Raw genomic sequence first — 22,403 nt, 5'->3', positions numbered from 1 at the left:
CGTCCGGGTGGACGGGGCCCAGTGTAGGCACGCACAAAACGGGCATCACGGGTTCGATCCAGTCCCAGCGAAGGTGCGCCGCCTGCCCGGGGCAACGCCTCACGTCGTGTACTCCAGTGACGTCAGCGCCTGTGCGCGGATGGCTGACACCAGTGCTTCGACGTCCGCCTCCGCGAGGTGCGCGACGAGCCGAGCCCGCACCGCGCCGAGTTCCTCCACCAGGCCCGGGCCGGTGATGTCCTCGGGCACGATCACCCGACGGAACGCCGGGTCCTCCAGCGCGCCGGCGAGGAGCTGCTCGGCGATCCAGTACGGCGTGCGTTCCCGGATCGCGAACGTCAGGTGCACGCTCCCCGGCCCGCCTTCCGGGACGTACGGGTTGTGGACCCAGCCGCGCGGGACCAGCAGCGTTTGCCCTGGCCGCAGGTCTACGACCAGGTCCGGACCGGCCGCCGCCCACCGGGGGAGGTACTCCGGCCGCCAGGAGCCGGGCGAGTCCAGGACGTCCCGCATGGGTGCTTCCACCACGGGCCGCCACAGCTCCCACCGCTTCCCGCCGGACAGCTGGACGATCACGGCCAGCTGCTGGTCCCAGTGATGCCGCAGCCCCTGCTCCCCGCCGGGCGTGAGGAAGGCGTGCACGTAGTTCGAGTAGCCGGTCTGTCGCTGGATGCACAGCGACGTCCGCGCCAGGGTCGGCACGACCCGCTGAAGGTTGCCCAGGCGGATCGTGTAGCCCTGCTCGTACGGCGCCCGCAGCTTCCGCCCGTCAGTGCGCCCGTCCCGCGTGAACGCGGCGGCGGTGACGGCCGGGGCGGGCGCCTTCACCGCGGCGATCTCAACGGCCGGGGCGCAGCCCATGTCCACGTACTCGTAGAGCTGGGCCGAGGTGATCGTCCGGTCAATGCCCTGGGTTACGTCAGCGATCGTGGATGCGCGGCTCGTCCGGCCACCGCGTGAGCAGCTCGGCGACGCCGTCCGGCGGAAGCAACTGGTGAAGGGACACCGCTAGATCCCTGCCGTGGCGAAGTGCTGCTCCGCGGTCGCCAAGGAGACCGGGCCGACCTGCTCGGGGCACGGCAGCTCCGGGAGGAACCGGTTCGCGCAGGCGACGACGGAGAACGATGCGAGGAACTTGCCCCGCGTCCAGTACCCCCAGGTGACGTCCGTGCCGCGCGGAAGCGCATCGCGGGCGTACTCGACCTTCGACTCCAGCGGAGCGTACGCCCGCCCGCCGTCCTCCCGCTCCATCGGCGGGTGCTCCTGATAGTTCCGCACCAGGAACGCGATCGCCTCAGCCGGGTCCGTCCACGTCCCCTTGACCTGCCGGGGCCGCATCAGCCAGTGCCCGGTGCGCACCGGCGGCATCTGCGACTCCACGAATGACCGCGTGACGCCGTCGCCCAGCGTGGAGCCCGGCCGCCGCAGGCTTTCCTTCCCGTACTCCGTGCCGCTGCCCGTCCACGGCCCGAAGCCGTGCCAGTGTCCCGTCCAGTCTGCACCCATGTGATCGTCCTTTCGAGGAGAGACGAGCGGGCCCCGCGCTGTGCCCGCGGGGCCCGCTCCAAGGACCTACAGCCGCGCCGGCACCGTAGAGCTAGGCACTGACAACGGCGGACGCGCCAGCGATGAACGAGCGCGGCTCGTCGCGCGTCACGCGCAGCTCCTGACCGGCGCCTTCGGCCTTCGTGTCGCGCAGGACGAAACCGTCGTCCGTGCCCGGGATGCGGGCCATCGAGACGCACTGCTCGTTGTCGCCGCCCTGGTTGCCGCCGCACATCACGGTGAACTCGGCACCGTCCAGCGGCAGCTCGTACAGGTTCGGGGTCACAGAACACTCCTTTGTGTCGTGTGCGGGGAGACGGTCTCCCCGCGGCCGGCCCACAAGGACCGGACCTGTCCGCACTCCCAGGCGGGTGCCTGTAAGGGGAGGGGTGCGGACAGGAGCTTGGTGGGACCCGCCCACGCCTCCGGGTAACCGAGCACCGGGGCGCGGGCGGGCAGTCAGTGGTGGAGCAGCGCGGCGCTGACGAGCGCGGCGACTATCACGGCGACGGACGCGGCGAGGAGCGCCTGTTCCACGGCGGGTTTCACGGGGCGGCCACCACGGCCCACACGCGCTTGCCCCAGTCCAGACGATCGGTGCCCCACTGCCGGGCGAGGACGTTGACCAGGGCCAGGCCGCGGCCATGCTCGCTGCTGGGGCCTGCCGATGTCAGATGCGGCATGGTTCGACAGCGGTCGATGACCGCCACCTCCACGCCGTCAGCGCACCGGACCACGGCCACCCGCAGGGAACGGCCGTGCGCGTGCTCCACCGCGTTGGTGACCAGCTCCGACACGATCAGGGCCGCGTCCTCCGTCGCCTGCTCCGGCATGTCCCACGCGCGGAGCGCGTCGCGTACCAGGTCGCGGGCCGCCCGCACCGACGCTTCCTCGCGCGGCAGCGTCTCGGTGCACAGCGGCGCCCCTGTCCGGGCATGCTGCGTCATGGTTCTCACCGGCCCGCACCGCCCGTCTCGTCCGTCTGGGCGGCAAGCTGGTGCAGGCCGACCCGCACCAGGAGTTCCACCTCGTCGCGCGGGCACAGGGCTCCCGGCCCGCCCCGTGTGCCGTCGACGTCTGCCCACTCCCGGACTGCTACCTGGCGCGCCGTCAGCAAGACGAGTACCGGGTCCGGTTGGCCGGCTTCATCCGGCCGACGTTGATGAGCTGCGAGACGGAGTCAGCGCTCGCCAGGTCACCAGGCGCGTCCATCCTCACAGACCAGAAGCACCGGTGGTTCGGACCGGTCGCAGTGAGCACGGGCACCCCGAGGTGCCAGCCACTTCCGAGGAACTCGGCGTCCTCGCGCCGACGTCGCCACTCGTAGCGTCGACCCGTGCTGACGCCGACGAGGGCGAAGTACCGCCTGGTCTGATGGTCAGTGAAGACCGGCCCGCCCAGCAGCGCGCGTACCAGGTATTCGCTCACGCCGGACGGGTCCTCTGTGTCCGCGGCGGCGTGCACGACAGCCTCGTCGATCCTCACGGCGGCCAGTACACCGCCGCAACGCAGCAAGGCGACACCGTCGCTCTGCCACTCCTTGCGCGCCTTGGCGCGATCCGGGGCCGCCGTCAAGAGCCAGTGCTCCACGGCCAATTGCCGTTCGCTACCCGTAGTGATGTGTCCGTCACGGTGCCTGCTTCCACGGCTGAGCTCGCTGGAAGTCCTCACAAGAGGTAATCGCCTGCTGACCGTCTGCGGGTACCGTGAGGAACAGGTGCGACCGTGAACACCGTGAACGCCATGGAACTGTCGGGAATTGAAACATGGCCACGAGGAACCGCACGCCCAATCCTGCCCTGGCTGACCTTCTTGACCAGGCACGATGGACGCGTACACAGCTGGCACAGCAAGTCAACCGCCTCGGTCCGCAGGCCGGACTCGACCTCACGTACGACCGGACAGCCGTCGCCCACTGGATCGCCGGCACACCACCGAAACCCGAGGTCAGGCCGCTGATTCTGGAGGCCCTGTCCGCGCGGCTGGGACGACCAGTCACCCACGAGGAAGCTGGTCTCACCCCGGCTGCGCCCTCCTACGGTTCTCCGCCTGTCGACACTGTCGAGGAGCTGATCAACCTAGGAAGGGCAGATATGGACCCATCCCGTCGCGGGCTCCTCACCACCACGCTTTTCTCCGCCGCACTCTCCGTGCCTGCGTTCCAGCAGACCGCGCGAGCCAGCAGCGAGCCCGTCTCGCCCGGCAAGGCCACAACCCGGATCGGGACCGCCCAGGTGACCGCCGTCCGCTCCATGACCGAGCGGATCGCGGACATCCTCGACGAGCTGGGCGCCGGCCATGCCAGACCCATGGCCGCCGCCTTCCTCGTCAACACGGTGGGACCCTGGCTGCGCGCCCAGGCGACGGAGTCCACCAAGCGCGCCATACTCGCCGCCGCGTCCGACCTCACGTACCTGACTGGCTGGATGGCCATGTACGAGAAGGCGCATGGCCTCGGGCAGACGTACTACACCAAGGCGCTGACGCTCGCCGACGAGGCAGGCGACCACGTCACCTACTGTCGGACGCTGCGCGGTATGTCGCTCCAGGCGTCCAGCCTCGGCCACGGCCGGATGGCGCTCGAACTCGCGGACTCCGCCGCAGAGGCCGCACCCTCCGCCGGGCCCCGCCTGGTGGCGTTCCTACGCGGACAGCAGGCTCACGCGGCGTCTATGGTCGGCGACCGCCGCCAGGCCCACACCCGGCTACGGGAGGCCGAAGCCGCTCTGTCCAAGGCGGACAACCGGCGTGACGCCGTAGGCGGCTACGACCAGACGGCGTATCTCTTCCACGCCTCCCATGTGCTGATGGAAGAACGCGACTACGAGGGCAGCATCCGAACGCTCAAGCAGAGCATCCGCGTCCAGCCGACTCACGAGCGACAGGGACGCGTCCACGCGTACGCCGTTCTCGCGGACCGGCAGCTCCAATACGGGCACCTGGATGCGGCGTGCCAGTCCTGGGACCGGTTCCTTGACGAGTACGAACTGGTCTCCTCGATCCGAGGAGACGACCACTTCGCGAGCATGCGCAAGAGCCTCGCGCCATACGCCAAGACGCGCCCGGTGCAGGACCTCGCAGGTCGGGTGCGGGAAGTGTCGGCGTCGAAGGGCTGAACAAGAAGACGCCTCCGGGGAAGCTGTCGGGACTTCCCCGGAGGCGGTGCACGTTTCACGGTAGCCCGGCGCTCCGCCATCAGCACTCGAACACGGACAAACGCGTCGTCAGTGACAGGCCGTACGGTTGGAGCAGGTCCCCCGACCAGACCCGCCCGGGGCCGCACTCCCGAACGTGGGGAAGAGGTAGCGCTGCAAGTCGCCGTAGCGGGCCACCCGGTAGTGCTCCTCGATGGCGGTCCTGTTCTCCACGGAGGCGAGCGTGTACGTACGGAAGCGGTATCGGCTCTCGTCGTCTACACCGTCGACGATGTAGCCCTTGCCTTTCGCCCACCCCGGCGGCCACTGCCAGCCGTCTCGTTGACGGCGCCCTTGAAGACGTCGGCGGAGGGCTCGCCGTCGAACACCTCTGTCTGCCACGGGCGGTTCTGCCGCCGCCGAGCCGCCACTTCACCTGGTGGCTGGTGATGCCACCGGCCTTGTTTCTTCGAGAAACTACGGATGCCGTGACGGCACGATAGGACCCGGTGATCCCACGGGGTTCCCACACCACGAAAGAGAGGGAGCATCTTCCCGCCGTTCTGGCTGGTCACGCGCTGTGAGCGCGGTGGTGCCCGGAACCGGACTTGAACCGGTACGCCCGCGAGGGGCAGCGAGGTTTAAGCTCGCCGTGTCTGCATTCCACCATCCGGGCAGGCCATGGGCTCCGCATCGAGGATCCGAGCCTATCGGGACGCATCCCCCTAACTAGGGGTGCGTGGCCCGATCTTGTCTTATTTTATTGGCGTCTGAGGGTGCATCAGTACCTGGTACGGGCCATCCGCACTTGCCAATAGCCTTTCGGGCCGCCCCCGGCCGCGTATACGGAATGACGGAATTTCACCGCCTCGGTGACGGTGTTCGCGTGCCGCGGGCCTGATGGGTCCTCAGGGAGGATCGTCATCCCCAGGTATGACACGGCCGCCCGTGGTCCGACCGGAGTCGCCCCCGGGAACCGGAACAGGGGGTGACTACACGGCGCCCCAGGACCGTGAGGATGGACGACGTCCCCCAACGTCGTCCCGTCAGGAGCACCCTCCCGTGACCACCACCCCCCTCGCCGGCCGGACCACCGCGGTGGCCGCCAGCGCCACGGAACTCTCGAAGGTCTACGGACAGGGCGAGACCCAGGTGGTCGCCCTCGACCGGGTCACCGTCGACTTCCGGCAGGCCGAGTTCACCGCGATCATGGGCCCCTCCGGCTCCGGCAAGTCCACGCTGATGCACTGCGTGGCCGGCCTCGACACCTTCTCCTCGGGTTCCGTGCGCATCGGCGAGACGGAACTCGGGTCCCTCAAGGACAAGCAGCTCACCAAGCTGCGCCGGGACAAGATCGGCTTCATCTTCCAGGCGTTCAACCTGCTGCCGACCCTCACCGCCCTGGAGAACATCACGCTCCCGATGGACATCGCGGGCCGCAAGCCGGACAAGGAGTGGCTGGACACCGTGATCGGCATGGTGGGTCTCGCCGACCGCCTCGGCCACCGCCCCTCCGAACTGTCCGGCGGCCAGCAGCAGCGTGTCGCCGTGGCCCGCGCGCTCGCCTCGCGGCCCGACATCATCTTCGGCGACGAGCCGACCGGAAACCTCGACTCCCGGGCCGGCGCCGAGGTGCTGGGCTTCCTGCGCAACTCCGTACGCGAGCTGGGGCAGACCGTGGTCATGGTCACCCACGACCCGGTGGCCGCCGCGTACGCCGACCGCGTGGTCTTCCTCGCCGACGGGCGGATCGTGGACGAGGTGCACGAGCCGACGGCGGACGCGGTCCTCGACCGCATGCTGCGTCTCTCCGGCGGGAACACCCGGACGTCCTAGGGCCTGTCCGACGCCGAGGGCCGCACCGGCCGACCCGCCCGCGCGAGTCCGACACCGCCGCCCTCCCCCCAGCGTCGCGGGCCCGCCGCAACGCACCGCCATGGGCCACCGTCACCGCCCACCGCCACGGGCCGGCGTCCCCGCCCACCGCCGCGAGCATCGTCGCCCCGCCGTCGCGGGCCGCCTCCGCGACGGCCCGGACCGCTCCCGCGGCCGACCACAGCTTCTCCTTCTCCTGGACTGAGTCAACCCATGTTCCGTACCGCCCTGCGCACCGTCTTCGCGCACAAGGCCAGACTGTTGATGACCGTGCTCGCCGTCATGCTCGGCGTGGCGTTCGTGTCCGGCACCCTGGTCTTCACCAACACCATCTCGGACGCCCTCCAGAAGAGCTCCGCCAAGGGCTTCGACCACGTCGACGTCGCCATCCAGCCGGAGGCCCGGCAGGACGAGGGCGACCGGATCGGCAAGGAGCCGAAGCTCACCGAGCCCCTGCTGAAGAAGGCGGCAGGGGTCTCCGGCGCCGACACCGCCGTCGGCGTCGTGAACGGCTTCACCGCCCTGGCCGACAAGGACGGCGAGCTGATCGGCGACGGCTTCCAGTCGCAGGGCGGCAACTACTGGGGGAAGAAGGACCCGAGGTACCCGCTGACCGCCGGCCACGCGCCCCGCGGCGCTGACGAGGTCGCCATCGACTCGGAGACCGCCCGGCGGGCCGGGTACAAGGTCGGCGACACCCTGCGCCTCTCCGTCGACGGTCCCGTGCTGAAGCCCACGATCACCGGCGTCTTCACCACCGACGACGGCAATGTCGCCGCCGGCGGCAGCCTCGCCCTCTTCGACACGGCGACCGCGCAACGGCTCTTCGGCGAGCCCGGCACGTACGACGAGATCGACGTGACGGCCACCCCTGGCACCAGCCAGACCGCGCTGCGCAACGCGCTCGACGAGGTGGTGCCCGAGGACGTCGCCTACACCACCACCGGCAAGCGGCTCGCCGACGACCAGGCGACGATGATCGCCTCCCAGATGAGCGGCATGAAGACGGGCCTGCTGGTCTTCGCCGGCATCGCCCTGTTCGTCGGCACCTTCATCATCGCCAACACCTTCACCATGCTGGTCGCCCAGCGCACCAAGGAGCTGGCGCTGCTGCGGGCGGTCGGCGCCTCCCGCAGGCAGATCACCCGCTCGGTGCTGCTCGAGGCGTTCGTGGTCGGCGCGGTGGCGGCCGTCACCGGGCTGGCCGCGGGCATCGGCATCGGCGCCGGAATGCGCTCCCTGATGAGCACGCTCGGCGCCACCGTCCCGGACGGGCCGCTGGTCGTCTCGCCGGGCACCGTCGCCACCGCGCTCGCCGTCGGCATCCTGATCACCATGCTGGCCGCGTGGCTGCCGGGCCGCCGGGCGGCGAAGATCCCACCGGTCGCCGCGATGAGCAGCGTGCACGCGAAGGCGACCACCAAGTCCCTCGTCGTACGCAACACCCTCGGGGCCCTCTTCTCGGCGGCGGGCATCGCCGCGGTCCTGTTCGCCACGACCATGGACGGCTCGGACGGCCAGGCCCCGATGGGCATCGGCGCATGCCTGCTGATCGTCGGCGTGTTCATCCTGACGCCGCTGCTGTCCCGCCCGCTGATCGCCGCGGCGGCGCCCGTGCTGCGCGTCTTCGGGGTCTCCGGCAAGCTGGCCCGCCAGAACTCCGTGCGCAACCCGCGCCGCACCGCCGCCACCGCCTCGGCGCTGATGATCGGACTCACCCTGATCACCGGTATGACGGTGATGGCGGGCAGTCTCCGGACGTCGATCGACAAGATGGCCAGCGCCGCGATCAAGGCGGACTACGTGGTCTCGATGGCGAACGGCACCATGCTCTCGCCCGATGTGGAGAAGAAGCTCGCCGCCACCGACGGCGTCACCGCCACCAGCCCGCTGCGCGACGCGCCCGCGCGCATCGGCGGTGAGACGGAGTACCTGACCGGCGTCAACGGCAGGACCATCGAGAGCCTGACCGACCTCACCGTCGACGACGGCACCTTCGAGGTCGGCGGCGCGCGGGTCGTCGTCGACGACAGCACCGCCGACGCGCACGGCTGGAAGGCCGGCTCGCACTTCACGGTCTCGTACGAGGACGGCAAGCGGCAGCGGCTCACCGTCGCCGGCGTCTACCAGGGCAACGAGATGATCCAGGGCATCATGCTGGACAACGCGGCGCTTACCCCCCACCAGAGGGACCCGTACGACATGCAGGTCATGGTGAAGACGTCCGGCGGGCCCTCCGGTGCGGTCAAGGACAGGCTGGAGGCGGCGCTCGGCGACAACCCGGCCATGCTCGTCCAGGACAAGAAGGACATCTCCGAGGACATCGCGAAGATGTTCACCCTGATGCTGAACATGCTCTACGGCCTGCTCGCGATGGCGGTGATCGTCGCGGTCCTCGGTGTCATCAACACCCTGGCCATGTCGGTCTTCGAGCGCTCCCAGGAGATCGGCATGCTGCGTGCGATCGGCCTGGACCGCAAGGGCATCAAGCGGATGGTCCGGCTGGAGTCGCTGGTGATCTCACTGTTCGGCGGAGTGCTGGGCATCGGCCTGGGCGTCTTCTTCGGCTGGGCCGCCGGTGAACTGCTCGGCTCCAAGATGGCGACGTACGAACTGGTGCTGCCCTGGGGCCGGATGGCCGTCTTCCTGCTGCTGGCCGCGGCCGTCGGTGTCCTGGCGGCGCTGTGGCCGGCCCGCCGCGCGGCCCGCCTGAACATGCTGACGGCGATCAAGTCGGAGTAGTCGGACCCCAGTCAGGGGCCCCGTCCGGATCCGGACGGGGCCCCTCCCGCTTTCGCCGCCGCTACGTCCGCGCGTTCCAGGTGCGGGCCCGCAGCGGCATCCCGGAGGCGCCCGGTACGGGGGTCCGCACCGCGAGCACCTGGTTGACGCCGATGCGGTTGCGTTCGAACGCCAGGGCGCTGGCCGCCATGTAGAGGCGCCAGACGCGGGCGCGTCCCGGGCCGGTGAGCCGCACCGCCGACGCCCACTGCGCCTCCAGGTTGGCAACCCACTGACGCAGCGTCAGAGCGTAGTGCTCGCGCAGGGATTCGACGTCACGTACCTCGAACCCCGCCCGCTCCAGCTGCGTCACGGTGGTGCCGACCGGCGCGAGTTCGCCGTCGGGGAAGACGTAGGCGTCGATGAACTCGTCCGCGCGGTGCTTCGACTCGTCGCTCGCCGGGCGGCGCGCGATCTGGTGGTTGAGCAGGCGCCCGCCCGGCTTGAGCAGGGCGTGCAGCACGCGCGCGTACTCCAGATAGCGCTCGGCTCCGACGTGTTCGGCCATGCCGATGGAGGAGATGGCGTCGTACGGACCGTCGGTGACGTCCCGGTAGTCCTGCACCCGGATCTCGACCCGGTCGGTCAGCCCCTCGTCCGCGACCCGCTTGCGGGCGTAGGCGGCCTGCTCCTGCGACAGCGTGACGCCCACGACGCTCACGCCGTGCTCGCGGGCGGCATGGATGGCCATGGAGCCCCAGCCGCAGCCGACGTCCAGCAGCCGTCCGCCGGGCCGCAGGTCCAGCTTGCGGCAGACGAGTTCGAGCTTGTCGCGCTGGGCACCCTCGAGGGTGCCGGCATCCTCCCAGTAGGCGCAGGAGTACACCATGGACAGCCCGAGGACGATCTCGTAGAAGTCGTTGCCCACGTCGTAGTGGTGGCTGACGGCGCGCTTGTCGCTGCCTCTGGTGTGCAGGCGGCGGCGCCTGCGGACCTCCTCCGCGGGCGGGGCGGGCGGACCCATCGGCCCGCCCATCCGCAGCAGGCCCCGGACGGCCGCGCGCACGTCGGGATCCCGCAGGGTCTCGCCGAGGCCCCCGGCCCCCGTCGGGCGCTCCCACAGGAGTCCGGCCATCACCCTCAGGGCCGCGTAGAGGTCCCCCTCCACCGCGAGGTCCCCGGCGACCCAGGCCCGGGCGAGCCCCAGCTCGCCCGGCTTCCAGATCAGCCGGCGCAGGGCCCGGCGGTTCCTGATCACCAGGGTGGGGCCGCCCGGCGGCCCCGCCTCCGAGCCGTCCCAGGCACGCATGCGCACCGGGAGCGGGGCTCCCAGCAACTGCTCGAAAAGGCTCTTCAGCCGCAGCGCGGCATCGGGCATGGCCACACCTCCGTGACAGCGGATCCCGAAACGTCCGACACCACGTAAACACCAACCGCCCCCGCGCACAGTCCCCCACCCGTGTCATGGATGGGCAAAAATAGGTGCATAGAGCATGGTCTCGGGGATGCCGGGCCGCGCCGTACGGGGACGCCGACGGGCCCCGGGGGGAACCTCCCGCCCCACCGCGGAACGCCGAAGGGGCCGCCCGCACCACGGATGGCGGGAGGCCCCTTCGGGTCGATCAGTGACCGGAGGTCAGGAGGCCTTGGCCTTCTCCTCGGTCTTCGCCTGCGGGAGCTTGGCCTCCGCGGCCTGCGCGACGGCGGGCGCCGGCTTCGCGGCCTCGTAGAACTCCTCGCGCGGGGTCTCGATGGCGCCGAGGGAGACGACCTCGCGCTTGAGGAACATCGCGAGCGTCCAGTCCGCGAAGACGCGGATCTTCCGGTTCCAGGTCGGCATCGCCAGCCCGTGGTAGCCGCGGTGCATGTACCACGCCAGCCGGCCCTTGAGCTTGATCTTCATCTTGCCCATGACGATCATCGCGACGCCCTTGTGGAGGCCGAGACCGGCCACCGCGCCCTTGTTCGAGTGCGCGTACTCCTTCTGCGGGAAGCCCCGCATGCCGGAGACCACGTTGTCGCCGAGGACCTTCGCCTGACGCAGCGCGTGCTGCGCGTTCGGCGGGCACCAGGCGTTCTCGACGCCGGCCTTGCGGGCGGCGATGTCCGGGACCTGCGCGTTGTCGCCCGCGGCCCAGATGTAGTCCGTGCCCTGCACCTGAAGGGTGGGCCGGGTGTCCACGTGACCGCGCGGGCCGAGCGGGAGACCGAAGCGGGAGAGAACGGGGTTCGGCTTGACGCCGGCCGTCCACACGATGGTGCTGGAGTCGACCTCGAGGCCGTTCTTCAGGACCACGTGCCCCTCGACACAGGAGTCCATCGAGGTGGAGAGGTAGACCTCGACCCCGCGGCTCTCCAGGTGCTCCTTGCCGTACGCGCCGAGCTTCGGGCCGACCTCGGGAAGGATCTTGTCCGCGGCGTCGACGAGGATGAAGCGCATGTCCTCACGGGACACGTTGTTGTAGTACTTGGCCGCGTCGCGGGCCATGTCCTCGACCTCGCCTATGGTCTCCGCACCCGCGAAGCCACCGCCCACGAAGACGAAGGTCAACGCCTTGCGGCGGACGTCCTCGTCGGTCGTGGAGTCGGCCTTGTCGAGCTGCTCGAGGACGTGGTTGCGCAGGCCGATGGCCTCCTCGATGCCCTTCATGCCGATGCCCTGCTCGGCGAGGCCGGGGATCGGGAAGGTGCGGGAGACCGCGCCCATCGCGATGACGAGGTAGTCGAAGGGCAGCTCGTACGCCTCGCCCACGAGGGGGGCGACCGTGGCGACCTTGCGGTCCTGGTCGATGGTGGTGACCCGGCCGGTGAGGACTTCCGCCTTCGGCAGGACGCGTCGCAGCGGGACGACGACGTGCCGGGGCGAAATGCTGCCGGCGGCGGCTTCGGGGAGGAAGGGCTGGTAGGTCATGTACGACCGGGGGTCGACGACCGTGACGGTCGCCTCGCCGTAGCGCATCTTCTTGAGGATGCGCCGAGCTGCGTACAGGCCTACGTACCCACCGCCTACTACGAGGATCCTGGGACGCTCCGTGGTGCTCATGCCATCGAGTATCCACCCGCCTCAGGGGGGTCGCTCGTGCGCCCCTTCACAAGCATGGGTGGGGCCTCTGCTACACTGCGCGGCCCACGTGACCCAGGTCATGCCGCAGCAGGGGAACCACGGCACCCCGCGGACCGTTGTCAACACCGCGTGAGCAGCCAATCCGGGCCGTCGGGCCGCTGAACCGGCCTCTTGTTCCACGCGGTCGTCACGCCCCGGAAACACTCCCGTGAGCACCCTCCCGCGCCCCGCGAGCCCCTCGGAAGGGCCAACCGGACCCCATCCGCATTCCCGAGGCCCGAATTCCTTGTGAAGAACTTCACGAACTTTCCCGACGGCGCGTCACCAAGGGGTCCTTCCGGGCCCCTCGATCGCGCTCAAACGTTATCCGACCTGCTCAGCCGAGGCTACCGACGGGTAGTAAAGATTCCCTCACGGGTGGCCCCGCGCCGCGGGGAGGACCCCGTCACGCGACGGACCACGCGATGCCGTCGAGGATGTCGTGCTCGCTGACGACGACCTCGTCGGCGCCGATGCGCTCCATGATCGCGAGCAGCACGAGGGCGCCGGCGGCGATGACGTCGACGCGGCCGGGGTGCATCGAGGGGATCGCCGCGCGTTCCGCGTGCGTCGAGGACAGCAGCCGCCCGGTGATCTCGCGGACGGCGGCGTGCGGGATCCGGGAGTGGTGGATCGCCGTCGAGTCGTACTCCGGGAGGTCCTGCGCGATCGCCGAGACCGTGGTGACCGAGCCCGCGAGGCCGACCAGGGTGCGGGCCTCGCCCAGCGGGACGGTCCGCTCTGCGAGGTCCAGCGCGGCCTCGACGTCCGCCCGGATCGCCGCGATCTGAGCGGGCGTCGGCGGGTCGGCGACGACGCCGTCGTGCACGAGGTGCCGCTCGGTCATCCGTACGCAGCCGACGTCCACCGAGCGCGCGGCACGGACCCGGTCCTCGCCGACCACCAGCTCCGTGGAGCCGCCGCCGATGTCGACCACCAGGTACGGCTTCGCCAGGTCGTCCCGCCCCGTCAGCTCCCTGGTCGCGCCGGTGAAGGAGAACTCCGCCTCCTGGTCGCCCGTGATGACCTCCGGCTCGACCCCGAGGATGTCCAGGACCCCGCGGACGAACTCGTCGCGGTTCTCGGCGTCGCGGGAGGCGGACGTCGCCACGAAGCGCAGGCGCTCCGCGCCGTGTTGCCTGATGACGGCCGCGTACTCGCGGCAGGCCGCGAAGGTGCGCTCCAGCGCCTCGGGGGCGAGCCGCCCCGTCCGGTCGACGCCCTGGCCGAGGCGGACGATGGTCATCCGGCGGTCCAGGTCGACGAGTTCACCCGTCGCCGGGTCCGCGTCCGCCACGAGCAGACGGATCGAGTTGGTACCGCAGTCGATGGCGGCGACCCTGGTCATGCGTGCGGTCTCCTGTCGTGAGGACACTTCGGAACAAGCCCGGGCCCGGGGGTTTCCAGCCCGTCCGGCGTTCGAGGACGAGGCCGTCGGAGCGGGGGTGCCGGAAGGCCGGAGCCGGGGAGGGTCCAGCCCGTCCGGCGCTTGCGGACGAGGCCGCCCCGGCCGGAGCCGGGGGTCCGGGGGCTGACCGTCCCCCGGGAACGGCGCCCCCGGGGGACGGTCAGCCCTGGGGGACGGTCAGCCCTGGGGAAGGTCGGCCTCGCCCGCGGGGACCACGCACGCACCCTTGCGCCACCACTCCGGCAGCATGGCGATCGCCTCGTCGCCGAGGGGGTTCACGCCGGGCCCCGCGGCCAGGGAGTGCGCCACGAGCACGTGGAGGCACTTCACCCGGTCCGGCATGCCGCCCGCGCTCGGGAACCCCTCCAGGACGTCGATGGCGTCCCGGCGGGCGATGTAGTCCTCGTGGGCGGCCCGGTAGGCCGCGGCCAGCTCGGGGTCCGTGGCCAGACGGTCCGTCATCTCCTTCATGACGCCGTTCGCCTCGAGCGTCCCGATCGCGGACGCCGCCCGCGGGCACGTCAGGTAGTACGTCGTCGGGAACGGCGTGCCGTCGGGGAGGCGGGGCGCCGTCTCCACCACGTCGGGCTGACCGCAGGGACAGCGGTGCACGATCGCGCGCAGCCCGCGCGGCGGACGGCCGAGCTGCTGCCTGAAGGCCTCGACGTCGGCGTCGGTCGGCTCGGTGCGCGGGGTGGGCGGTGGGGGCGTTTCCATGCCTTGTGTGGTGTCTTTCTGGTCAGTTACTGGGCGGAGCGGTCGGACTTGTCCACGCCGTCCCAGACGTTGGCGTACCAGGGGCGGTCGGCCGCTCCCTGGTCGGTGCGGGACTTCTTCACCGCGTCCGGGTCGATCACGATGTAACCCGTCTCGCCCGGCATCACGAAGTGCAGCCGTTGCCGGATCTGCTGCTCGGCGTACGCGTCGTCCTGCCAGCGGGCCTTGAGGTCGCGCAGCTGCTCGACCCGCTGCCGGGCCTGCTCCTGCTCGCGCTCCAGCTCGGCGACCTCGGCGCGCTGGGACACGTACTGCCTCATCGGGTACGCGAGGGCCACGATCAGTGAGCACAGGACCAGCGCGAGCAGCGCCGCACGGCCCGTCAGGCGGGAGCGATGGGCCTGCCGTTTGGTCTGGGAGCGGTAGACCCGGGCCGCCGTCTGCTCACCGAGCAGGCGCAGCCTGGTCGTGGTGGAGAACCGGTCCCGGTCCTTCACGGCCATGAATCCCGCCTCCCCGGCACAAGCCCGTCACGTGCGTACGTCCCCGCACACGGTACGGGACCGAGTACGGGGACGTACGTACGACGCTTCCTGCGGGTCAGCCCTTGAAGCGGGGGAACGCCGAGCGGCCGGCGTACACCGCGGCGTCGTCGAGGATCTCCTCGATGCGCAGCAGCTGGTTGTACTTGGCGACGCGGTCCGAGCGGGCCGGGGCGCCGGTCTTGATCTGGCCGCAGTTCACCGCGACGGCGAGGTCGGCGATGGTGACGTCCTCGGTCTCGCCGGAGCGGTGGGACATCATGCACTTGAAGCCGTTGCGCTGGGCCAGCTCGACGGCGTCCAGCGTCTCGGTCAGCGAGCCGATCTGGTTGACCTTGACGAGCAGGGCGTTGGCGGAGCCCTCCTCGATGCCGCGGGCCAGGCGCTCCGGGTTGGTGACGAAGAGGTCGTCGCCGACGATCTGGACCTTGTCGCCCAGCTTGTCGGTGATGACCTTCCAGCCGGCCCAGTCGTCCTCGTACAGCGGGTCCTCGATGGAGACCAGCGGGTACGCGGAGACGAGCTCCTCGTAGTACTCGGTCATCTCGGCGGCCGAGCGGGACTTGCCCTCGAACTCGTACGCGCCGTCCTTGTAGAACTCGGACGCGGCGACGTCGAGCGCGAGCGCGATCTGCTCACCGGGGACGTAACCGGCCTGCTTGATGGCCTCGATGATGAGGTCGAGCGCGGCGCGGTTGGACTCCAGGTTCGGGGCGAAGCCGCCCTCGTCGCCGAGGCCGGTGGACAGGCCCTTGGTCTTCAGCACCTTCTTGAGGGTGTGGTAGACCTCGGCACCCCAGCGCAGCGCCTCGGAGAAGGACTCCGCGCCAATCGGCGCGATCATGAACTCCTGGATGTCGACGTTCGAGTCGGCGTGCGAGCCGCCGTTCAGGATGTTCATCATCGGGACGGGCAGCAGGTGCGCGTTCGGGCCGCCCAGGTAGCGGAACAGCGGCAGGTCGCTGGCCTCGGAGGCGGCGTGCGCGACGGCCAGGGAGACGCCGAGGATGGCGTTGGCGCCCAGCGAGCCCTTGTTGTCGGTGGCGTCCAGGTCGAACATCGCCTGGTCGATCAGGCGCTGCTCGGTGGCGTCGTAGCCGACGAGCTCCGGGCCGATCTGCTCGATGACCGCGAGGACGGCCTTCTCGACGCCCTTGCCGTGGTAGCGGTTGGGGTCACCGTCGCGCAGCTCGATGGCCTCGAAAGCACCGGTGGAGGCGCCGGACGGGACGGCGGCACGACCCGTGCTGCCGTCGTCGAGGCCGACCTCGACCTCGACGGTGGGGTTCCCTCGCGAGTCGAGGATTTCCCGGGCTACGACGACGTCGATGGACGGCACGAGCATCTCCTTCTGGGATGTGACGCGGGTAGCGGAGCCCCTTGGCCCCAACTGCACGGAGCCGCGGTCGGCTCCGCGACATGAGCCTAACCGGCTCCGGGGGATCGGCCAGCCGGTCGACCACCCCATGGACAGAACCGAGAGTAAATTGTTTCCGAACGGAACAAAAACCTGCCCCGTACAGGTAACCGCTTCGGAAGCGGGCCCACGGCGCGTCCATGAAAAACCCCGCTCCGGTGCGTACGGGGGAACACGCACCGGAGCGGGGAGCCCATGGGGGCGGGGGCGGCCCGCACGGGGACTCCATGGCGGAGTCCCCGGATGAGGGAGGGCCGTGGTTCAGCTGTCAGCCCGTCGGCCGGTGTCAGCTGAGGTGGAGCTGCTGGCCCGGGAAGATGAAGTCGGCATCGTCGATGATGTCCTTGTTCAGCTTGAACAGCTTCTGCCAGCCGCCCTTGACCTTCTTGTCCGCGGCGATCGAGCTGAGGGTGTCGCCCTTGACGACCTTGTACTCGCCGTCACCCTTCTCGACCTTCTTGCCGGTCGGGGTCTCGACGGTCTTCTTGGCCGTCTCCCGCTCCGAGGAGCGCGAGGCGCGCTGGTCCTGCGACTGCGGGGCCTGCTGCTGCGGCTGGGCCGGCTGGGCCGTGGCCGTGCTCTGCGAGCCGGAGCCGGAGCCGGAGTTGGCACCGGAGCCGGTGTCGGTCGACGAGCCGCCGGTCGAGGCGCCGGACAGGCCGGTGCCGCAGGTCGGCCAGGCACCCTTGCCCTGCGCGGCGAGCACCTTCTCGCCGACTGCGATCTGCTGGGACTTGGAGGCCTTGTCGGCGGTGGCGGCGTAGGCCGAGCCGCCGTAGGCGGACCAGGTGGAGGCGGAGAACTGCAGGCCGCCGTAGTAACCGTTGCCGGTGTTGATCGACCAGTTGCCGCCGGACTCGCACTGGGCGACGGCGTCCCACTCGGAGGTGCTGGCGGCGGAGGCGCTGCCGGCCGCCATCAGCGGAGCGGCGATGGCGACACCGGTGACACCGGCGAGCGCGGCGACACGGGTGGCCTTGGACGGGCGGCGGTGCTTGCCCTTGTTGTTGAGCAGCATGAAGTGATCCCCTCACCGACGCCTGCGAGGTGAGCTGTCGGGTTCGGGCGGGTGAGTGCCCGGTCGTCCGCCTCTGGCGTCCGACTCCACCCCAAGCCGTTCCCGGGTGTCTCTCGACTCCCGGACCCGGCACTTACCTTGGGTCCCCCGCTCCTGCCTACGGCGCTTGCGCGACGACTGTTCCCGGCCGGCCACTGGCAGGATTCGGCGTTGCGACCGTCGGGGCCCGCTGTAGCGAGCGATCACGACCGTAGACACGCGGCCGCCGGAATTTCAAAGATGATCAGGGTTTCTGAGACCCTTGTCTCACTCCACCAAACCGGACATTGCGGTGCGAAACATGACGCGAACTGGCGCTGTTTTGTACCTGATTCGCCATCTGACGCCCACTTAGTCTCCTGCGACCTCAAGGCTCTGACCGGGGAGGATGACGTCCGGGTCGGTGCCGACCGTCTTCTCGTTCTCCGTGTAGAGCTCGTTCCATCCGCCCTGCACGGCAAGGGAGTCGGCGATGCTCGTGAGACTGTCGCCGAGGCGGACGGTGTACGAGCCCTCCGCGGCGTCGCGGGGAGCGGCGGAGCCGCGCGAGACGTGACGGCCGGAGGAGGCCTCCTCGCCGCCGGCGGTCGCGTCGGCGTCCGTGCCGGCGTCGGCACTGGCGCCGCGGTGCCGACCGGTGCCCGTGCCCTCGCTCCCGGTCGCGGCGGTGGCGTCCGAAGAACCTGCGGTGCGACCCGACTTGTCCGAGTCGTCAGCCTTCGCCTTCCCAGCGCCCTTGCTGTCGGCCTTGCTGCCGGCCTCCGGGGAGGCGGTGGCGTCCTCGTCGGCCTTCGACGGCGTCCCGGGCTTCACCGCCTCGCCTGACGCGGCCGGAGAGGGCTTGGCGGTGGCGCCGCCGGACGACAAGCCTCCCGAAACGGGCGCGTCGCTCGACGGGGACGAATCGGGCGAGGGGGAGGCCGGCGATGCGGAGGAGTCGTCGGCGAGACCGGTGTCGACCTCTACGGACGCCGAGTTCTTGCTGAGGCCCGAGAGCGGTCCGCAGGTGGGCCAGGCGGCCAGGCCCTGCTTGTCGAGAACCTTCTCGGCGACGGCTATCTGCTGCGAGCGGCTGGCCTCGTCGGGGCTCGGCGCGTACGCGAGGCCGCCGTACTTCTCCCAGTTCTCCTGGGTCATCTGCAGGCCGCCGTAGAAGCCGTTGGCGTTGTCGGCACTCCACGAACCGCCGCTCTCGCACTCCGCGACCCGGTCCCAGGTGGTGCCGTCCGCGGCACTCGCACCGGTGGCACCGAGCAACGGGATCGCGATGGCCGATCCGGTGACTCCTGCCGCGACGATGAGCGCCGGAGCCTGGCGGGGGCGACGGTGACGACCGTTCCCGGAGAGCATGCGGTGGCCTTTCGAAGACAGCGATGACAGGCGCGACGGAAGATCCATCGCGTTGATGCGTGAACGTATCGGCAGTCGAACGCTTGTCACAAGTCGATGCAGCGCAGATCACGTGAAGATCACATTATTGACGGTGCGTCATGTTTGACGCCTCCGCGCCCGCGTACCGCCGGGCGTGAACTCCACCGGTGTGCGCCTGTTGCGAGCGCAATGCGCCCGTCCGTCGCGGGCCCGCCGAGGGTCCGCCGGCATTGCCTACCGCGAAGGGGTGAACTCCACCGGGAGGGTCCGCAGTCCCCGCATGATGAGACCGCCGCGCCAGCGCAGGTCCGCCGGATCGCCCGCGAGGCGCAGGTCCGGCAGGCGGGTGAGGAGCGTCGCGAGGGCGGTCTGTCCCTCCAGCCGGGCGAGGGGCGCGCCGAGGCAGTAGTGGATGCCGTGCCCGTATCCGAGGTGCTGGTTGTCGCGCCGGGAGAGGTCCAGCGTGTCCGGCTGCCCGAAGCGCTCGGGGTCGCGGTCGGCGGCCGCGAGCACGACCAGGACGGGGTCGCCCGCGGCGATGTCCTGACCGCCGATCCGGACGGCCTCGGTCGCGAACCGCCAGGTGGCGAGCTCCACGGGCCCGTCGAACCGGAGGAGTTCCTCGACACCGGTCTCCAGCAGCGCGGTCTCCTTCGCGGCGAGGGAGGTCTGCAGCCGCTGCCGCTGCTCGGGGTGGGTGAGGAGGGCGTAGGTCCCGTTGCCGATGAGATTCACGGTCGTCTCGAAACCGGCGAAGAGCAGGATGAAGGCCATCGCCGCGGCCTCGTTCTCGGTGAGGTGCTCACCGTGGTCGGAGGCGCGGATGAGCCCGGAGATGAGGTCCTCGCCCGGCCCGGGGTGGTCCGGGAGTGCGGCCCGTTTCCGGTGGATCAGCTCGGCGAGGTAGCCGCGCATCTTCTTCACGGACCGGGCGACCCCGCCCCGCGGCCCGCCGCCGTGCCGGATCATCATCCCGGCCCAGTCCCGGAAGTCGTCCTGGTCCTCGCGGGGAACGCCGAGGAGGTCGCAGATGGCGTAGATGGGGAGCGGGAAGGCGAAGTCGTGGATGAGGTCGGCGCTGCCCCGGTCGGCGAACCGGTCGATGAGGTGGTCCGTGAGTTCCTGGACCCGCGGCGCGAACTCCGCCACCCGCCGGGGCGTGAACGCCTTGCTGACCAGCTGGCGCAGCCGCGTGTGGTCCGGCGGGTCGATGTTCAGCAGATGCGTCATCAGCTCTGCCTTGCGCTCGCCCGGAATGCCGGTCTTCCCCTTGGCGTGCGCCGGCTCGTCGTGGTGCGCCGGGTTCTTGCTGAGCCGGCCGTCCGCGAGGGCCTGCCTGGCGTCCGCGTACCGGGTGACCAGCCAGGCCTCCACACCGCTCGGCAGCCGCGTCCGGTGCACGGGCGCGTGCTCACGGAGCCAGGCGTACGCGGGGTAGGGGTCGGTGGCGAACTCCCAGGTGAAGAGCTCGGGGGCCGGGTCGGGAGCGCTGCCGTCCGGGGTGCTGCTCGCGGGCACGGGACCGGTGGGGGTGGCGCTCCGGTCGGCGGGGTGTGCGGGATTGTCGGTCACGCGTCGACGGTATCCGGGGTGGCGGGAGGGGCGACGGGGCGTCGGGCAGCAACCAGGCCGTCAGGGAGGCGGCCGGGGTGCCGGGAACCGGCTGGGACTGTCCGGGAGGCGGCCGGTGTCCGGGAAACGGCCGGCGGCGCCAGGAGGCGGCCGGGGGGTGCCAGGAGGCGGCCGGGGCTGTCCGGGAGACGGCCCGGGTGCGGGAGGCGGCCGGTGTCCGGGAAACGGCCGGCGGCGCCAGGAGGCGGCCGGGGGGTGCCAGGAGGCGGCCGGGGCTGTCCGGAGGCGGAGACCGGATGGCTCCGAGGGTGGCGGGCGGAGGCCCGCCCGCAGGACGTTTCGCCCTGGACTGTCCCTAAATCGGCCGTGACTTGACTTGGCGGATCGAGAACTCCCTACATTCCGCCCGTGGACCCCGAGATACTCAGATCCAGCTTCGCGGTCGTCGAGAGACGGGCCGAGTTCGCGGTCAAGTACTTCTACTCTCACCTGTTCCGTCACCATCCGGACGTCCGCGAGCTGTTCCCGCTGGACTTCCCGGAGGACATGGAGCGGCAGCGGGACCGGCTGTTCGCGGCGCTCACCCATGTCGTGGGGCGGCTGGAGGACCCGGCGCTCGCGGCGTACCTGGGCGAGCTCGGACGGGACCACCGGAAGTACCTGGCTCAGCCGCGGCACTACGCGGCCGTGGGGACGAGCCTGATCGCCGCGTTCGCCGCCGTCGCGGGACCGGCCTGGAACGCGGAGGTCGAGAAGGCCTGGGGCGAGGCGTACGAGACGATCGCGGACGCGATGCTCCGGGGCGCCTCGCAGGCCGAGGACGACGGGGAACCGCCGTGGTGGGACGCCGAGGTCCTCGCGCGCCGGCGCTTCGGTCAGGACGTCGTCGTGCTGACCCTGCGGCCGGCCCGGCCGCTCGCCCATCTCGCGGGCCAGTACGTCAGCGTCAACATCCCGTACTTACCGGGTATATGGCGTCCCTACTCGGTCGGCAACGCACCCCGGCCCGACCACACCCTCGACCTCCACGTCAGCCGCGTCGAGGAGGGGCTGCTGTCCACGGCCCTGGTGCGGCGGACCCGGGAGGGGGACCTGCTCCGGCTCGGCGCGCCGAGCGGCGGGCTCACCCTGCGGCCCCCGGAGGACCGGCCCGTCACCTTCATCGCCGCCGGGACCGGCTGGGCGCCCGTCAAGGCACTCCTGGAACAGCTGGTGCGGCTCGAACGGACCGAGCACACCGGGCACACCGAACACACGGGGCGGATCGCGCAGACCGGGTCCGCGGGCCGGGACGGGGCGCCCTACGACTCGCGGCTCTTCGTCGTCGCCCGCGATCTCGCGCACGTCTACGACCGCTCCGCCATCGAGGAGTTGCGGGCACGGCTCCCCCGGCTGGTTGTCACCTTCATCACGCCCGCGCCGGGCCGGCCCAGGGCGCAGGCCACCGAGCGGCTGCTCACGGCCCTCGGCAACCGGGCCAACTGGGCCCAGCACGACGTCTATCTCGCCGGACCGGCCCAGCTCGTCGAAGAGGTCGGCGACGCGCTTCCCGCGCTCGGCACCGCGCCCGAGCGGATCTTCCACGATCTCCTGCCGTCCGCCGGGGAGTGCGGCATCCGGCCGTCGGGCCCCGCCGAGTGGTTCCTTGCCCGGCACCGGCCGAGCTGGCACAACCCGGCGAGCCGCGAACCCGGCCACTGACCGATCAGCCACGGCACCCAGGAACGAGGCCCCGGGCGACCGGACACGGCACCCAGGGACGACACCGCAGGGCGACCGGACACGGCACCCCCGGACCACAACCCGGGGCGACCGGTCGCAGCGCCACCGGCCGGCACGCCACGCGCGGAGCCGCCGGACAGGCTCGACGCCCTCCCGCCCACCCTCAGCCCCCGGCGCCCACAGAGCCCGGCGCCCGTCGGCACGCGGCCCTCAGCGCTC

At 70.9% G+C, this 22,403-nt stretch carries 20 protein-coding genes, 1 tRNA gene and 1 riboswitch; of the genes, 4 read left to right on the top strand and 17 right to left on the bottom strand.

What is annotated here, in order from left to right:
• Positions 1 to 99: 99 nt before the first annotated feature.
• The 6 genes from AC0ZLC_RS30410 to AC0ZLC_RS30385 form a co-directional block, all read right to left on the bottom strand.
• Positions 100 to 861: a JmjC domain-containing protein gene (locus AC0ZLC_RS30410; protein ID WP_476755156.1), complete on the bottom strand. Its 762-nt coding sequence runs from the start codon at positions 859 to 861 to the stop codon at positions 100 to 102.
• A 147-nt stretch (positions 862 to 1,008) separates the two neighbouring features.
• Positions 1,009 to 1,506, bottom strand: coding sequence for a hypothetical protein (locus AC0ZLC_RS30405; RefSeq protein ID WP_476755155.1), 498 nt, complete (start codon positions 1,504 to 1,506; stop codon positions 1,009 to 1,011).
• 91 nt (positions 1,507 to 1,597) lie between these two features.
• Positions 1,598 to 1,831, bottom strand: a complete 234-nt coding sequence (locus AC0ZLC_RS30400; protein ID WP_476755154.1) for a DUF397 domain-containing protein — start codon at positions 1,829 to 1,831, stop codon at positions 1,598 to 1,600.
• Between the two features lie 259 nt (positions 1,832 to 2,090).
• The gene (locus tag AC0ZLC_RS30395; RefSeq protein ID WP_476755153.1) at positions 2,091 to 2,492 is read right to left on the bottom strand and encodes an ATP-binding protein; all 402 of its coding nucleotides are present in this window, start codon (positions 2,490 to 2,492) and stop codon (positions 2,091 to 2,093) included.
• Positions 2,493 to 2,497: 5 nt separating this feature from the next.
• Positions 2,498 to 2,662, bottom strand: coding sequence for a hypothetical protein (locus tag AC0ZLC_RS30390; RefSeq protein ID WP_476755152.1), 165 nt, complete (start codon positions 2,660 to 2,662; stop codon positions 2,498 to 2,500).
• Positions 2,656 to 3,141, bottom strand: a complete 486-nt coding sequence (locus AC0ZLC_RS30385) for a hypothetical protein (protein WP_476755151.1) — start codon at positions 3,139 to 3,141, stop codon at positions 2,656 to 2,658. The genes AC0ZLC_RS30390 and AC0ZLC_RS30385 overlap by 7 nt, the downstream gene beginning before the upstream one ends.
• 170 nt (positions 3,142 to 3,311) lie before the next feature.
• Between AC0ZLC_RS30385 and AC0ZLC_RS30380 the strand changes: the two genes are divergently transcribed.
• On the top strand, positions 3,312 to 4,661 hold the full coding sequence (locus AC0ZLC_RS30380) for a hypothetical protein (protein WP_476755150.1): 1,350 nt from the start codon (positions 3,312 to 3,314) through the stop codon (positions 4,659 to 4,661).
• A gap of 108 nt (positions 4,662 to 4,769) precedes the next feature.
• Here AC0ZLC_RS30380 and AC0ZLC_RS30375 read toward each other — a convergent pair whose 3' ends face one another.
• A complete protein-coding gene (locus AC0ZLC_RS30375) occupies positions 4,770 to 4,913 on the bottom strand; it encodes a hypothetical protein (protein WP_476755149.1) in 144 nt (47 codons plus the stop codon).
• A gap of 356 nt (positions 4,914 to 5,269) precedes the next feature.
• Positions 5,270 to 5,355 (bottom strand) — tRNA-Leu (locus tag AC0ZLC_RS30370).
• 386 nt (positions 5,356 to 5,741) lie between these two features.
• Here AC0ZLC_RS30370 and AC0ZLC_RS30365 point away from each other — a divergent pair.
• Together AC0ZLC_RS30365 and AC0ZLC_RS30360 are read left to right on the top strand one after the other, a co-directional pair.
• Positions 5,742 to 6,515: an ABC transporter ATP-binding protein gene (locus AC0ZLC_RS30365; RefSeq protein WP_476755148.1), complete on the top strand. Its 774-nt coding sequence runs from the start codon at positions 5,742 to 5,744 to the stop codon at positions 6,513 to 6,515.
• Between the two features lie 252 nt (positions 6,516 to 6,767).
• The gene (locus tag AC0ZLC_RS30360) at positions 6,768 to 9,296 is read left to right on the top strand and encodes an ABC transporter permease (RefSeq protein WP_476755147.1); all 2,529 of its coding nucleotides are present in this window, start codon (positions 6,768 to 6,770) and stop codon (positions 9,294 to 9,296) included.
• A 61-nt stretch (positions 9,297 to 9,357) separates the two neighbouring features.
• Here the strand turns inward: AC0ZLC_RS30360 and AC0ZLC_RS30355 are convergent, their stop codons facing one another.
• The 9 genes from AC0ZLC_RS30355 to AC0ZLC_RS30315 form a co-directional block, all read right to left on the bottom strand.
• Positions 9,358 to 10,653: a class I SAM-dependent methyltransferase gene (locus tag AC0ZLC_RS30355; protein ID WP_476755146.1), complete on the bottom strand. Its 1,296-nt coding sequence runs from the start codon at positions 10,651 to 10,653 to the stop codon at positions 9,358 to 9,360.
• Positions 10,654 to 10,911: 258 nt separating this feature from the next.
• Positions 10,912 to 12,318, bottom strand: coding sequence for an NAD(P)/FAD-dependent oxidoreductase (locus tag AC0ZLC_RS30350; RefSeq protein ID WP_476755145.1), 1,407 nt, complete (start codon positions 12,316 to 12,318; stop codon positions 10,912 to 10,914).
• A 466-nt stretch (positions 12,319 to 12,784) separates the two neighbouring features.
• A complete protein-coding gene (locus tag AC0ZLC_RS30345) occupies positions 12,785 to 13,726 on the bottom strand; it encodes a Ppx/GppA phosphatase family protein (RefSeq protein ID WP_476755144.1) in 942 nt (313 codons plus the stop codon).
• Between the two features lie 237 nt (positions 13,727 to 13,963).
• The gene (locus tag AC0ZLC_RS30340; protein ID WP_476755143.1) at positions 13,964 to 14,503 is read right to left on the bottom strand and encodes a DUF501 domain-containing protein; all 540 of its coding nucleotides are present in this window, start codon (positions 14,501 to 14,503) and stop codon (positions 13,964 to 13,966) included.
• A gap of 26 nt (positions 14,504 to 14,529) precedes the next feature.
• On the bottom strand, positions 14,530 to 15,006 hold the full coding sequence (locus AC0ZLC_RS30335; RefSeq protein WP_476755142.1) for an FtsB family cell division protein: 477 nt from the start codon (positions 15,004 to 15,006) through the stop codon (positions 14,530 to 14,532).
• A 97-nt stretch (positions 15,007 to 15,103) separates the two neighbouring features.
• Positions 15,104 to 16,390 carry a phosphopyruvate hydratase gene (gene eno, locus AC0ZLC_RS30330; protein ID WP_358850111.1) on the bottom strand — a complete coding sequence of 429 codons (1,287 nt, stop codon included), beginning with the start codon at positions 16,388 to 16,390 and terminating at the stop codon, positions 15,104 to 15,106.
• Between the two features lie 358 nt (positions 16,391 to 16,748).
• Complete coding sequence (locus AC0ZLC_RS30325) at positions 16,749 to 17,480, bottom strand: transglycosylase family protein (protein ID WP_476755141.1); 732 nt, start codon at positions 17,478 to 17,480, stop codon at positions 16,749 to 16,751.
• Positions 17,481 to 17,484: 4 nt separating this feature from the next.
• A riboswitch (cyclic di-AMP (ydaO/yuaA leader) is annotated at positions 17,485 to 17,655 on the bottom strand.
• 215 nt (positions 17,656 to 17,870) lie between these two features.
• Positions 17,871 to 18,869, bottom strand: a complete 999-nt coding sequence (locus AC0ZLC_RS30320) for a LysM peptidoglycan-binding domain-containing protein (RefSeq protein ID WP_476755140.1) — start codon at positions 18,867 to 18,869, stop codon at positions 17,871 to 17,873.
• 255 nt (positions 18,870 to 19,124) lie between these two features.
• Positions 19,125 to 20,408 (bottom strand): cytochrome P450 family protein, encoded by a 1,284-nt coding sequence (locus tag AC0ZLC_RS30315; RefSeq protein WP_476755209.1) that lies wholly within the window; start codon positions 20,406 to 20,408, stop codon positions 19,125 to 19,127.
• Between the two features lie 462 nt (positions 20,409 to 20,870).
• Between AC0ZLC_RS30315 and AC0ZLC_RS30310 the strand changes: the two genes are divergently transcribed.
• A complete protein-coding gene (locus tag AC0ZLC_RS30310) occupies positions 20,871 to 22,163 on the top strand; it encodes a globin domain-containing protein (protein ID WP_476755139.1) in 1,293 nt (430 codons plus the stop codon).
• The last annotated feature ends 240 nt before the right edge of the window (positions 22,164 to 22,403 follow it).

The organism is Streptomyces sp. GLSS-08 (assembly GCF_056387915.1).
Note: the sequence above shows the minus strand (reverse complement) of the source record. Positions and strands in the feature narration are given on the sequence as shown.